Genomic DNA, 12,477 nt, shown 5'->3' on the forward strand with positions numbered 1-12,477 from the left:
GTGAGCCGTCAGGCGCCGCCCGCGCCGACGAGCTGCGGATCGATCGACAGGATCTGTACGGCGGCCCCGGACGACTTCGCCGGGATGACCAGCGCGACCTGGTGCAGGTAGTCCTGGTGCAGGGTCTGCGTGTACTTGACCATGCTGCTGAACGCCGTCGCCTCGCCGCTGGTCCAGTAGGCGTTGGAGCCTGGCTCGACCCGCTGGAGGTACCGCTCGGTGAGGGAGAGGAACACCAGCGCGTCGCCGGACGACGTGATGAAGGTCAGCGGTACGCCTGACGGCGCGAACGTGTCGGTGACGCTCGCGATGTACGGCTCCGCGGTGTCGGTGGCCTTCGACTTGGCGCGCAGCTCGAGCAGCTTGGCGAGGCCAGGGGAGGGCTTGAACAGCCTCGCCTGCGGCGACTTGGCGCCACCGGTCAGGTAGGTGGCGAGGTCCTTGGCGACCGCCTCCGGCTGAGCCTGGAGCTTGTTCAGGTCGGCAGTCTCCGGGGTGCGCAGACCGTCGACGGACGGCGGCTCCACCGACTTCGACGGGTAGACCGAATGCGTCAGCTTCCACGGGCTGCCGGCGCTGTCCCGCTGCCAGACGCCGAGCTGGCGGCTGCCGGGGGCGTCCGAGACGCCGGAGCTGACCACGAACCGCATCGGGTACGCCGTGAACTGCGGCGCGCCGATCTCCGGGTCGGTGTAGCTGAACGGCTTCGACACCTCCTTGCCGGCCGCGTCGAGTTTGCGTCCGATCAGGAAACCCGCCTGGGTCTGCGCGAGCGTCGGGTTGCCCTCGATCGTCTCGGCCAGCTTGGCGTCGCGGGTCTGGTTCGCCCGGTTGTTGATCTCGTTGTACCGCTGCACGACCGCCTGGGCGTCGGCGAGCGTCACGGCCGGACGGCTGTCGTCGGCGGTCAGTGTGTTCTTCGGCGGCATCAGTCCGCAGCTCGTCGTCGTCAGCAGGAGCGCGCCACTGGCCAGCAGCGCTGCCGTGCGACGCACCGCCTCGTCACTCTTCACGAACTCCGGCGACGCCGCGAGTGGCACGGTCTGGCTGTCGTCGCGTTCGGCTGTCGTCTCGGTGGCCGGAGCCGGTTCGTCGTACGCCGGCCGCGCGGGCTCGTCGTACCGCTGGGAGGCGCCGGCGCCGATCAGAGCCGGCGACTTGGCCCGGGCGACGGCCGCCGGCGACATGAACATCGGCGCCGCCGGAACGGCCACCGGGGCGGTCCGGGCCGGGGTCGCCTGGACGGGAGAGTGGCGGGTGGGCGTCGGCCGGGCGGGCGCTGCCTCGACCGGCGCGGGGGCCGGGACCGGGTCGCCTTCTGCTGTGGCGGACTGCTCGGTCGTGGGCGCGAACGGGCTGACCCGCTCGGGCGCGAACGGGCTCACGCGCTCGGGGGCGAACGGCGAGACCCGGTAAGCCGGGGCGCTCTCCTCGTCCCGGCGCGGATTCGGTGCCGTCGACACCAGGACCGGGATCCGGGTGTTCTTGATGACCGGGATCTCGGTCGTGTCCGCCAGCTTCTCGGTCACCTTCCGCGCCGGCCGGCGGCGCAGCATCAGCACCAGCCCGAGGGTGAGCACCAGAACACCCGCCCCCAGCACCAGGAGGCAGATGCCGAACAAGCGGTGCACCTGGACCCCGAACGTGACCTGCGCGCCGACCGCCGGCGTACCGTCCGCGTTCATCACGACGACGTCGTACCGGCCGTCCTGGATCGGCCAGCTGAGCGACTGCGAGCCGGGCGCGGACTGTGCGACCCACCAGTCCAGCTCGCCGGGCGGCGTCAGCTTGCCGGTGCTGCCCTTGAGGTCCTGCGTGCCGAACCTGGCCGGCGGCTCGAACTGGACCAGCCGGGTGTGGGCTGCCCCGGAGAGGTAGTCGCGGACGTCCAGGTCCTGCCCGACGCCGACGAACAGCGGCTTGTCGCCGGCCACGGTCACGCGCAGCGTCGGACCGTGCCGGTCGAGCAGCGACGGAGCGCTGACGACCGCCACGCCCGCACTGTCGAGCTCGCGGCTGGGGGTCGAGATCGTGTTGTCAGGGCCGACGAGCCAGAAGGCCGCAAAGGCGCCGGCAGCGGTGGCCAGGAGGCCGGTCAGCGCCAGCAGCAGACCCAGGGTGATGCGGGCGAAACGCATGAAGAGGCTCCCGTTGTACGACGGGCCCGGCCACGGACGGGTGTGCCGGACGGCGGGATCACAGGTCCGGACCACTCTCCAAGTATCCGGAAGCTCACCCGTTGTCACTGACTAACTGATCGCACAGGGATCTGTTACGGTTCCGTCCCAATTCGGAGCCTCGAGGGGCTTCAGGGCAGGTCAGCGCAGGTACGACGCCCCGTTGAAATCGAGGACCGCACCGCTGGCCCAGTTCGCCTCGGGGGAGGCGAGCCAGTAGATCGCGTTCCCGACCTCCTCGGCGGTGGCGACGCGGTTGAACGGGCTCTGGGCCCGGATCGCGTCGCCGCCCGGTCCGGCGAGGAACGACTCGGTCATGTCGGTGGCGATGAATCCCGGCGCGATTGACGTCACGGTGATGTCATACGGCGCCAGCGATGCCGCCAGCGACTGCCCGAGCGAGTGCAGTCCCGCCTTGGAGGCGCCGTACGCCGGGACGTCGGGCTCGCCGCGATAGGCGCCGCGCGACCCCACGTTGACGATCGCGCCCCGTCGTACGCCGGCCGCGGGGTCGGTGTCGAGCATCTGTCGCGCCACGCACCAGGTCACGTGCGCGGCGCCCTCGAGGTTGACGGCGAGGGTACGGCGCCACGTCGCGACCCATTCGTCGTACGACGTCTCGGCCAGCGGGTGACCGATCCGCCGGGAGCCCGCGACCGGCTCGTCGACGAACATCGCGGCATTGTTCACCAGGACGTCGATGCGACCGAGCGTGGTGGCCGATTCCTCAACCAGGGATGGGATCGCGGCCGGATCGCCGAGATCGGCGGCGACTACCGCGTGGCCGTCGCCGGGCAGGCCGGCGCGGATCTCCTCGGCGCGGCCGACGGCACCCCGGCAGTGCAGCACGACCCGGTCGCCGGCCCGCGCGAACGCCTGCGCGGCGGCCGCGCCGACACCTCTCGACGCACCGGTGATCAGTACTCCTCTGGACACGCTCTTGCTCCTGTCGACGGCTGCCCGCCATTCTGCGCCTGACGCCAACCTGACGACTTCATGACATCACTGGGGTTGACATTGACGTCACCATGACGTCATGCTTGCTGTCATGGAACTTGACCATTACCTCGAGTCGGTCCGGCGGAGCGTCGAGAACGCGACCGCCCTGGCCGACGAGCAAACTCGCTCCGTGGCACAGCGCCTCGGGGCCACGCTGGATGACGCGGGCCGCCTGGCCCTCATCTCAGCCCTGTCCGACGCCGCCGGGGAGATCAGCCGTGAGCTCTCCCCGGGATCGGTGGAGCTCCGGATGGCCGGCGGCCGCCCCGAGTTCGTGGTCACGCCGGCGCCCAGCCAGCTGACCGGTCCCGACGAGACCGACGAAGACATCGAGGACGAGACGGACGACGAGGCTGCCGAGCAGTTCGTGCCGGACGCCGACGAGCCGACCGCCCGGATCACGCTGCGGCTGCCGATGTCGATCAAGAACAAGGTGGACGAGGCCGCGGACGCCGAGGGCATCTCCTCGAACGCCTGGCTGATGCGCACCGTGATGACCGAGCTCAGCGAGCGCCGCCGCGGACCGCGCCCGCCCCGGCCGCCGCGCCCGCCGCGCGGCCCGGTGTTCGGCCCCGAGGGTCCGCTGGGTCCGAACGGCCCGCTCGGTCCCGACGGCGTCTTCGGTCCGAACGGCGTGTTCGGCCCGAACGGTCCCTTCGGCGAGGAAGGCGTCTTCGGCACGGACCGCGGGCGCTGGGAGCGCGACCGGCGGCGTGACGACCGGGAACGCCGCCGCGACGACAAGGACCGGCGGCGCGAGGACAAGGAACGGCGCCGTGGCGGCCACGGCCCGGGCCAGCGACTGACGGGATGGGCGGAATGAGCGACCGGAGCGCGACCCAGTTCATCGACGACGAGAACGAGCGGATCGAGCGGATCCGGATCGAGATCGGCTCCGGCCTGGTCGAGATCGGGGCCAACCCCGACGGCAACGGCACCGTGGTGTCCATGGAGGTCGACGGCGACGACGACGGTGTGATCTTCGAGGTCACCGACGGGGAACTCGTCATCGAGAGCCCGCGGAACGTCCGCCGGGGGCCGGAGATCCAGGTCCGGATCGCCACCTCGACGCTGCTCGACGCCCGGGTCAAGACCGGCTCCGGGGACATCTCCGCGGCTGTGCCGCTGCGCTCGGCGCGGCTGTCCACCGGCTCCGGCGACGTCTCGCTGGCCCGGGTGGAGAAGGAACTCGGCGTCAACACCGGCAGCGGCGACGTCAAGGTGGAGGACGCCGGCGGCGCGGTCCGGGCCGGTACCGGTTCGGGCTCGATCACCATCGAGGAGGCCGCCGACGCGCTCGGCCTGAGCACCGGCTCCGGGGACGTCCACGTCGGCGACGCCGCCGGCCCCACCTCCGTGAAGGTCGGCTCGGGGGACATCACCATCGAGCGGATCCGCGACCACTCGGTCGCCACCTCCGGCTCCGGCGACGTCAGGGTCGAGATCGCGGACGGGCCGAGCGTCCAGGCCGAGACGGCCCGGGGCGACGTACAGATCGGGGTCCCGGACGGACTCCCGGCGTACCTGGACCTGAAGACCGTCACCGGCCGGATCCGCTGCGACCTGCAGCCCGGCCAGAAGCCGGACGAGGGAGAGCGCGCCCTGATGCTGCGCGCCCGCACGGTCTCGGGCGACATCACCGTCGTCAAGGTCTGACCAACCTGTCGGACCGGCGCGTCCGGGTTCGTTGGGTTGATACAGGCGGAAACAAGGTCCCGCCACTGGGGGCGGGACCTGGGCGAAGCATTGCCGAAACACCACAGCACGGGGATGACGAGGGGAGCAGGACCATGATCACCAACCACGAGGAAGTTGCCCGGTTCCGCGTCGCCGAGAGGGTGCGGGCGGCCGAGGAGAGGGCCTTGTACAACGAAGGGCGGACCCGGGGCGGCGCGCGGAAGGGGGTGGCGGGCGCGTTGCGCCGGCTGGCCGACAAGCTGGAGCCCGCCCGTCTGGCCGAGCCGGCCGCCCGGGCCCTGACCGAGCCCAAGCCCCGCCACCGCGGGACCGGGCTCTCGATCGTCCGCTGACAGACCGAGAACTGCAGGTTGCTGCAATGCCTGTGGATAACTCCCGGACGGACCCGAGGACACTGCTAGCGTTCAGTCGATCATTCTCGGCGACCTGGGAGAGAAACCAACGATGCTGCGTCCGATGGTGGCAACCACAGCTGTCACCGCTGCCTTGATCCTGCTGGCTGGTTGCGGCGGGGACGACAAGAAGTCCGAGTCGGGCTCCGACACCAACAACGGCAGCCAGACCACCACCTCGGCCACGCCGTCCACGCCGACCCTCCAGTCGTTCGACCCGCCGAAGGCGTTCACCCCCGCCGCGGCGTACCCGGAGATCGAGGAGAAGGGACGGTCCATGCAGGACGAGTCCCAGGTCGGCATCGCCGGTCAGGTCGCGCTGATCGGGAGCTGGGCGGGGCTCAGCGGCCACGACGTCGCCAACCCGACCAACTCCTGGAAGGTCAAGTCCGCCGAGGCCGAGACCACCAAGGTCAGCGACGCGTCGAAGCCGATGGCGGCCAAGGTCGACGGCAAGGACGTCGCGGTGATCGCGTACGCCGAATCCGACAAGGGCAACGGCACGCAGAAGCCGAGCGGCCTGGTCGTCGTCCACTGGATCGACGTGACGACCGGCAAGAAGATCGCCGAGGTGTCCGCGAAGGTGAGCACCGTGGACGGCACCGGCGAGATCGCGAACGGGACCCCGGACCTCGCCGGCGTTGCCCTCGACCCGGAGACCGGCCAGATCGCCGTCGGCGTGACCATGCGGGGAGACACCGGGTACCAGACGGTGTACGCGGATCCCAAGACGCAGAAGTCCACGATCGTGCCGAAGATCAACCCGGCCGCCGTGCACGACGGCGTGGTCGCGGGCGCGACGGAGGCGCAGGGCACCAACGCCAAGGACGCCTCGGTGCTGCTCGTCGACGGCGCGAGCGGGAAGGTCACGAAGCAGGTCCCGCTGAAGCAGGCCTATCTGAAGTCGCTGGCCGGCGGCGCCAAGCACGCGTACTTCTACGGCAACAAGGAGACGCAGTACGGGAGCGGGACCGAGGGCGAGGCGTTCTTCGTGATCGACTTGTCGACCGGCGCTGTGACGCAGACGGTGGCCGCGGCACCCTCGACCTCCGACGTCGACGTCACCTGCTTCGCGGACCAGGCGACCGCGGTCGTCTGCACGACCAGGAGGGTCCAGGGGCAGGCCGTGGAGATCGTCGGATTCGACGACGCGACCGGCAAGAAGGCCTGGGGCTTCACGAGCGAGTCCGGGTCCCGCGTCGTGCCCCGGGTGAGCACCGCCTACCACGGTGTCCTGTACGCGTCGACCGAGGCGCAGCCGGTGCTGCTGGACGCGAAGACCGGTGAAGACCTGCCGAGCGGATCCTCCTCGAGCAGCCCGAGCTCGAGCGACAGCCCGTCCTCCGGTGACACGCCCTCGTCCGGTGACACTCCGTCCGAGAGCAACTCGCCGGCCGGCAACGAGTCCCCCGGAAACGGTGACATGGGCCTCTTCGACGGCAAGCCGAGGTCCCCGCAGGCCGTGTCGCCGTACGGCGGGGTCTACCGGCAGGAGCCGGTCGGCAACGACTACGGTTCCACCCAGGTCGAGTCGATCTGCATCTACCTCAAGCCGACTGCCTGACGTCGGCCGAACAAAAGGGCCCCGGGTTTCCCGGGGCCCTTTCGTCTGTTCGGTGTCAGACGTCGCTGCGGTGGAAGTTCTTGTAGGAGCGGGACGGCGTCGGGCCGCGCTGGCCCTGGTACCGGGAGCCGTACTTCTCCGAGCCGTACGGGTGCTCGGCGGGGGAGGAGAGCCGGAAGAAGCACAGCTGGCCGATCTTCATCCCCGGCCAGAGCTTGATCGGCAGCGTCGCGACGTTCGACAGCTCGAGCGTCACGTGGCCGGAGAAGCCGGGGTCGATGAACCCGGCCGTCGAGTGCGTGAGCAGCCCGAGCCGGCCGAGCGACGACTTGCCCTCGAGGCGGGCGGCCACGTCGTCGGGCAGCGTGACCAGCTCGTACGTCGATCCCAGGACGAACTCACCGGGATGCAGGATGAACGGCTCCTCGCCCTCCGGCTCCACCTGCCGGGTCAGGTCGGGCTGTTCCTCGGCCGGGTCGATGTGCGGGTACTTGTGGTTCTCGAAGACCCGGAAGAACCGGTCCAGCCGTACGTCGACACTCGACGGCTGCACCATCGCAGCATCGAACGGGTCCAGCTGGACCCGCTTCGCGTCGAGCTCGGCCAAGATGTCACGGTCGGAGAGCAGCACGGTCGCACGTTAGCAGCGTGCTGCTCATCCGCACAGCGTCAGTCCCCACCAGGCCGGTCTCCCGGTGTCTGGTGGCGGGTCGTCCGGAGCCCTCAGCTCTCCGGCGGAGATCACACCACCAGACCGTGGGCCTGAGGCAACTATCTTCAGTTGGCCAGCTTGTTGAACTTCGACACCTGGGTGGCGAAGGTCTTGACCTGCGTCGGCGACCAGTCCTTGAGCAGGTCCTCGATCACCTTGTGCCGCTTCTTCCGGGCCGCCGTCAGCTTGCGCTTGCCGGCCGCCGTCAGCGTCAGCAGGGTCGCCCGCGCGTCCGACTTGTCGGCCGCCCGCTTCAGCAGACCCTCTTCCTCGAGTCGCGCGCAGGCCCGGCTGACCGGGCCCTTGTCCACCTCGAGCGCTGCCACCAGGTCGGCCATCCGCACCGGTGCCAGCTCCTCCACGTGGTTCAGCAACGCGTACTGCGCCGGCTCCAGGTCCGGGTGCGCCTCGTCGGACAGCGTCCGCTGCAGACCGCGCAGCCGCCGCGCCAACGTGACGAGCTCCTTCTCCAGGTTGTCCACCGCGTCACTTGCGTCTGTTGCCACCGTTCACCCCTTCATCCAGTTGCCCCGCAACCATCTCGCCCGGTCCAGGACCGTATCCTCACGTTGCGTCGAATGTTGCCCCCGGCAACGCGTTCTAATCTGCCAGAAGATGACGAACCTGCCCAGTCCTGAACGTACCCTTTGTGAAAAACTGCCCAAGAACCCCCGGTGCAAACCGCCCGCACGACCCTTTTCGATGCATTCGGCACCGAACTCGGGTTCGAGCCGCTGACGGCGCAACAACCCGCCGCGGATTCCCGCTCCGGCTCCGGCTCCGGCTCCCGGACGGTGGTTCGACGCGCGGACCCGGCGTGGTTGCGGGGCCCGGGATCGGCTATGCTCTTCACCGCTGCCGGGAGACCGGCCGCGCGGGTGTAGTTCAATGGCAGAACATCAGCTTCCCAAGCTGACAGTGCGGGTTCGATTCCCGTCACCCGCTCCACTGAATCCCCGCAGGTCAGAGGCTTGTTTCCGGCCTCTGGAGTTGGTCGGGAAGTGTTCGAGGCGGGTGGTCGACACCGCCGGTCCGATGCAGCTGCTCACCGGCTCGGTCCGTCAGAGGTTTCGGTTCGTCGAGATGTTCTGACATATCGTGTGGCGGCATGAGCCACCAGCAGCCGCCGCAGTTCCAGCCGCAGTTCCAGCCGCAGCAGCCGTATCAGCCACAGCAGCCGCAGGTTCCGACCGGGATGCTGCAGCTGACCATCCAGGGCAGTGCGCTGACGTCCAACATGATCCCGCCGACCGTGCACCTGAACGGTCACCCGGTGTCCGTCAAGTACGGCCGGAACGACATCCCGGTTTTCGCCGGACCGCTGCACATCGATATCCACTCGCAGTGGATTCGTGTGTACGGCCAGGCCGCGCTCGACTGCACGGTGTTGCCGAACCAGGCGGTACCGGTGTTCTACGCGTCGCCGTTCCACCAGTTCACGTCCGGGAGCATCGGGCACAGCAAGGTGAAGCGGAAGGGTCTCGGCACGTTCTTCGCCCTGATGGCGGGGATCATCGCCGTGACCCTGCTGCTGACCCTGCTCGCGACGCTCGGCTGATCGCCTGTTTCGTTCAAACGATTGACCTGGGCACGGCTGTTGCCCAGGTCAACCGTCTGCAGCTCAGCTGCCGTAGACCTCTAGTTCGACGATGCGGGAGTAGGTGTGGTCGTTGCCGTCGAGGCAGAGGATGCGGACGGCGTCGGCCTGGACGGGGGCGAACGTCGTCGTGACGTGGCCGAGCGTGTTGCCCCGGACCTGGGCGACGGTCTGCCAGGTGCCGGCGACGCGGGCCTGGACGTCCCAGTCGCGCAGGCCGTTCAAGTGAGCGGGGTACTTCACAGAGTCCAGCGTGTAGAGCTCGACCCGGTTGATCGTCGCGGGTGCCGCCAGCGCGACGTCGTACGTGTCGGGGAACGCTGCGCGGGTGCCGTCGTTCCAGCCGGTCAGGGTGTCCCAGTGCTCGGGGTCGTTGTCGCCGTCGACCCCGCCGCAGAGGGTGAAGTTGCCGTGCGTGGAGGATGCCGTCGCCTGCTCGCCGAGCGCGAGGTTGTCGCCGGCCCCCTTCGGCGGGAGTGGGTCGACGGTCACGGGGACCGTCACCCGCGTCTGGTCGACCTCGACGCCGATCTGATAGCTCCCGGGCGCGGTGTCGCGCGGAACACGGACCTCGACCGGGGCGGAGACCGGCTGGTCGGGGTCGACCGCGGGCAACCACGACGAGAAGAGCGTGCGGGACAGCTGCAGCGGACCGGTCGGCTCGAGCGTCAGGTCGGCGTACCGGTCCTCGGAGCCGGTGTTGGTCATGGTGAGGGTCAGGTTGCCCGGGAAGCAGGGCAGGCCGACCACGTTCAGCCGCTCCGGCGCGACGCTCACCGCCACGTCGGAGGTTGCCTTCGGCATCGAGCTCGAGCCGAGCAGAGCGGCGGCGAGCACGGTGCCGGCCGCGACGACGGTCTGCCGGGGGATCCTCATTGCTGTACCTCCGCGATGCCGGGGCGGCCGTCCTCGACGAGGAGCTTGGCGCGTGTGCTCACGGTGCCGCCCTGGATGGACACCTTGTCGACAACGCGGTAGTCGGAGACCCAGCGCTGCGGCGTGATGCTGCAGCTGACGTACCCGCGCTGGAAGTTGCCGAACTTCATGTGCGGGTTCTCCCGCAGCAACGTCGCGCCGCCCGGATCCAGGTCCTGACCGTCCATCCCGGACGAGATCGACGTACCGACGAACTCGGTGCCGACCGTCGCGGACGCCGGGTCGTCGAAGTCGAGCTTCAGGTCCGACGCGACGCTGCGGTGCAGGTCGCCCGCGATCGACACCAGGTTGCGGATCCTGCGCTGCACCGCGCCGCCGAGGATCCGGTTGCGCGACGCCTCGTACCCGTCCCAGGTGTCCATCGGGACCAGCACCTCCGGCCCCTCCTTCGTGTCCAGCCGGGCGATCGCGGTCTGGTGCGCCACCACGTTCCACCGCGTCTGCGAGGCAGTCCAGCCGTCGAGCAGCCACTTCTCCTGCTCGGCGCCGGTGATCGTGCGCGCCGGGTCCTTGGTCTCCGGACCTGGCGCCTTCGTGCCGTCGCCGTACGCCTGGTCGGAGCGGTACTGGCGCGTGTCCAGCACGCTGAACTCCGCAAGCCGCCCGTACCTGAACCGCCGGTACAGCTGCATGTCCGGGCCCTTGGGCAGCTGCGAGAGGCGCAGTGGCATGTGTTCCCAGTACGCGCGGAACGCGTTGGCTCGCCGTACCCGGAACTGCGCCGGCGGCGCGCTCGGATGCGCTTCGTCGGCCCAGTTGTCGACCACCTCGTGGTCGTCGAGCGTCACGACCCACGGCGCGCTGGCGTGCGCGCTCTGCAGGTCGGGGTCCATCTTGTACGCCGCGTAGCGCTGCCGGTACTCGTCGAGCGTCACGGTCTGCCGGGTGATGTGCGGCTCGTTCGAATGCGGGCGGATGCCGCGGTCGATGCCGAACTCGTAGATGTAGTCGCCGAGGAAGAACACGACGTCGTGCTCACGCCGGGCCATGTCGCCGTACGCCGTGTACCAGCCCTCCCACCACGCCTGGCAGGACGCGAAGGCCAGCGAGAGCTCGGAGATCTGCGCGTCGTACGCCGGGGCGGTCTTGGTTCGTCCGACCGGGCTGAGCTGCCCGTCCACCCGGAAGCGGTACCAGTACTCCCGCCACGGTCGCAGTCCGCGGACGTCGACGTGCACCGAATGACTCGCCTCGGGGCCGGTCCGGGCGGTCCCGCTTCGGGCGATCCGGTGGAACTGCTCGTCCTCCGCGACCTGCCACTGGACCTCGACTGGCCGCCGGTCCATCCCGCCGAACGGCGCGAGCGGATCGGGGGCCAGCCGCGTCCAGATCACCACCGCGTCCGGCAACGGATCGCCGGACGCGACGCCGAGCGTGAACGGATCCCGCCGGTCGGCCCGGCCGGTCCACCCCGCCGCCGCGGTCCTGATCTCCGGAAGACTGCCGCCCAGCGCGAGCGCCGCCGCTGCCCCGCTGACGGTGAGGAAGTTACGTCGAGTACTCCGCATCGGCATCCACCCACCCGATCATCCCGAGGTGATCACATCCGTAACGCGAGATTACGAGAAGTTCACACAACAGGGTGAGAAGATGACCGGTTCCGGCCGTCAGCGGCTGACGATGTCCTTTGCCGCCGGGGCGTCGATCGTGACCGGCTTGCCCCAGTCCGTCGCCGTCATCGTCGCGGAGACGCCCTGCATGTCGAAGGAGACCTTGTACATCAGGTGGTCCTTCGAGCCCATCCAGATCGTGTAGACGACGTGCTTCGGCATACCGGCAGGCACCTTCTCGCCCTGCGCCTTCAAGGCGGCGGCGACATCGACGGTGACTGCGTACCGGTCGACCTTGTGGCCGCTCAGGGTCTCGGTCTTGATGTACTCCGCGGCCTGCAGACCGGCGTCGAACGCGTCGTAGATCTTCGTCGGGTCCATCTGCTCCAGCAGCTCCCCGAGGCTCCGGGCCAGCGGGTCGTCGGAGTTCGCGTCGATCTTCACGTACTTCCCGGCCGGGAGCTCAGGCGTCGACAGATAGACGACGTCGTCGACCAGGATCATCTTCGTCCGACCGCCGAACTCCGCGCCGTTCATGTCCAGCTGCGCGGCGAGCGGATCCAGCGACAGCACTCCGGCCATGGTCATCGTCTGCCGGCCGGCGACCATCCGCATGGTGAGCCGGGCGGTGTCCTTCCCGGCCATGCCCTTCTTCATCGCCGGCATGAAGCTGGCGGTGTTCAGGTGTGCTCCGGAGGCGGCCTTCAGCGGCGCCGTGGTCGCGATCGGGCTGACAGGCGTGAAGGACGGAGCCGACGGCCTGTAGCCGGTGGATTCGGTTCCGCCGCAGGCCGTGAGGCCGAGGGCGAGTGGTACGGCGGCCGCGGTGGCGATGGCGGCGCGGAGCTTCAT

12 protein-coding genes and 1 tRNA gene are annotated in these 12,477 nt (G+C 69.6%); 6 read left to right on the top strand and 7 right to left on the bottom strand.

What is annotated here, in order from left to right; translation table 11 throughout:
* Positions 1-8: 8 nt before the first annotated feature.
* Together BJY22_RS07410 and BJY22_RS07415 are read right to left on the bottom strand one after the other, a co-directional pair.
* Positions 9-2,138 carry a DUF8094 domain-containing protein gene (locus BJY22_RS07410; protein WP_167204683.1) on the bottom strand — a complete coding sequence of 710 codons (2,130 nt, stop codon included), beginning with the start codon at positions 2,136-2,138 and terminating at the stop codon, positions 9-11.
* A gap of 180 nt (positions 2,139-2,318) precedes the next feature.
* Positions 2,319-3,113, bottom strand: a complete 795-nt coding sequence (locus BJY22_RS07415) for an SDR family oxidoreductase (protein ID WP_167204685.1) — start codon at positions 3,111-3,113, stop codon at positions 2,319-2,321.
* A 112-nt stretch (positions 3,114-3,225) separates the two neighbouring features.
* Here BJY22_RS07415 and BJY22_RS07420 point away from each other — a divergent pair, with 112 nt between their 5' ends.
* The 4 genes from BJY22_RS07420 to BJY22_RS07435 all read left to right on the top strand — a co-directional run bounded on the left by BJY22_RS07420 (position 3,226) and on the right by BJY22_RS07435 (position 6,830).
* Positions 3,226-3,999: a hypothetical protein gene (locus tag BJY22_RS07420; protein ID WP_167204687.1), complete on the top strand. Its 774-nt coding sequence runs from the start codon at positions 3,226-3,228 to the stop codon at positions 3,997-3,999.
* Complete coding sequence (locus BJY22_RS07425) at positions 3,996-4,832, top strand: DUF4097 family beta strand repeat-containing protein (protein WP_167204689.1); 837 nt, start codon at positions 3,996-3,998, stop codon at positions 4,830-4,832. Before BJY22_RS07420 ends, BJY22_RS07425 begins: the two co-directional genes overlap by 4 nt.
* A 134-nt stretch (positions 4,833-4,966) precedes the next feature.
* Positions 4,967-5,206 carry a hypothetical protein gene (locus BJY22_RS07430; RefSeq protein ID WP_167204691.1) on the top strand — a complete coding sequence of 80 codons (240 nt, stop codon included), beginning with the start codon at positions 4,967-4,969 and terminating at the stop codon, positions 5,204-5,206.
* 124 nt (positions 5,207-5,330) lie between these two features.
* Entirely contained in the window at positions 5,331-6,830 is a 1,500-nt protein-coding gene (locus BJY22_RS07435) for a hypothetical protein (RefSeq protein ID WP_167204693.1), read from the top strand.
* A gap of 55 nt (positions 6,831-6,885) precedes the next feature.
* On the opposite strand, the gene dcd is transcribed toward BJY22_RS07435, so the two are convergent.
* Positions 6,886-7,461: a dCTP deaminase gene (gene dcd / locus BJY22_RS07440; RefSeq protein ID WP_167204695.1), complete on the bottom strand. Its 576-nt coding sequence runs from the start codon at positions 7,459-7,461 to the stop codon at positions 6,886-6,888.
* 146 nt (positions 7,462-7,607) lie between these two features.
* Positions 7,608-8,048, bottom strand: a complete 441-nt coding sequence (locus BJY22_RS07445; protein ID WP_167204697.1) for a MarR family transcriptional regulator — start codon at positions 8,046-8,048, stop codon at positions 7,608-7,610.
* A 368-nt stretch (positions 8,049-8,416) separates the two neighbouring features.
* On the opposite strand from BJY22_RS07445, the gene BJY22_RS07450 reads away from it, so the two are divergent.
* Positions 8,417-8,490 (top strand) — tRNA-Gly (locus tag BJY22_RS07450).
* 160 nt (positions 8,491-8,650) lie between these two features.
* A complete protein-coding gene (locus BJY22_RS07455; RefSeq protein WP_167204699.1) occupies positions 8,651-9,100 on the top strand; it encodes a hypothetical protein in 450 nt (149 codons plus the stop codon).
* Between the two features lie 63 nt (positions 9,101-9,163).
* Here BJY22_RS07455 and BJY22_RS07460 read toward each other — a convergent pair whose 3' ends face one another.
* The 3 genes from BJY22_RS07460 to BJY22_RS07470 form a co-directional block, all read right to left on the bottom strand.
* Positions 9,164-10,015 carry a galactose-binding domain-containing protein gene (locus BJY22_RS07460; protein ID WP_202891025.1) on the bottom strand — a complete coding sequence of 284 codons (852 nt, stop codon included), beginning with the start codon at positions 10,013-10,015 and terminating at the stop codon, positions 9,164-9,166.
* Positions 10,012-11,583, bottom strand: coding sequence for an alkaline phosphatase D family protein (locus tag BJY22_RS07465; protein WP_238350307.1), 1,572 nt, complete (start codon positions 11,581-11,583; stop codon positions 10,012-10,014). Before BJY22_RS07465 ends, BJY22_RS07460 begins: the two co-directional genes overlap by 4 nt.
* Before the next feature lie 99 nt (positions 11,584-11,682).
* Positions 11,683-12,477: a LolA-like protein gene (locus BJY22_RS07470; RefSeq protein ID WP_167204703.1), complete on the bottom strand. Its 795-nt coding sequence runs from the start codon at positions 12,475-12,477 to the stop codon at positions 11,683-11,685.

The organism is Kribbella shirazensis, from assembly GCF_011761605.1.
Taxonomy (GTDB): Bacteria; Actinomycetota; Actinomycetes; order Propionibacteriales; family Kribbellaceae; genus Kribbella; species Kribbella shirazensis.

Bases quoted from the DNA above. Each gene is read 5' to 3' on its own strand.
- BJY22_RS07455 (WP_167204699.1), top strand. From the start codon at position 8,651: ATGAGCCACCAGCAGCCGCCGCAGTTCCAGCCGCAGTTCCAGCCGCAG.
- BJY22_RS07460 (WP_202891025.1), bottom strand. From the start codon at position 10,015: ATGAGGATCCCCCGGCAGACCGTCGTCGCGGCCGGCACCGTGCTCGCC.
- BJY22_RS07435 (WP_167204693.1), top strand. From the start codon at position 5,331: ATGGTGGCAACCACAGCTGTCACCGCTGCCTTGATCCTGCTGGCTGGT.
- BJY22_RS07420 (WP_167204687.1), top strand. From the start codon at position 3,226: ATGGAACTTGACCATTACCTCGAGTCGGTCCGGCGGAGCGTCGAGAAC.
- BJY22_RS07430 (WP_167204691.1), top strand. From the start codon at position 4,967: ATGATCACCAACCACGAGGAAGTTGCCCGGTTCCGCGTCGCCGAGAGG.
- BJY22_RS07465 (WP_238350307.1), bottom strand. From the start codon at position 11,583: ATGCGGAGTACTCGACGTAACTTCCTCACCGTCAGCGGGGCAGCGGCG.
- BJY22_RS07410 (WP_167204683.1), bottom strand. From the start codon at position 2,138: ATGCGTTTCGCCCGCATCACCCTGGGTCTGCTGCTGGCGCTGACCGGC.
- BJY22_RS07425 (WP_167204689.1), top strand. From the start codon at position 3,996: ATGAGCGACCGGAGCGCGACCCAGTTCATCGACGACGAGAACGAGCGG.
- BJY22_RS07470 (WP_167204703.1), bottom strand. From the start codon at position 12,477: ATGAAGCTCCGCGCCGCCATCGCCACCGCGGCCGCCGTACCACTCGCC.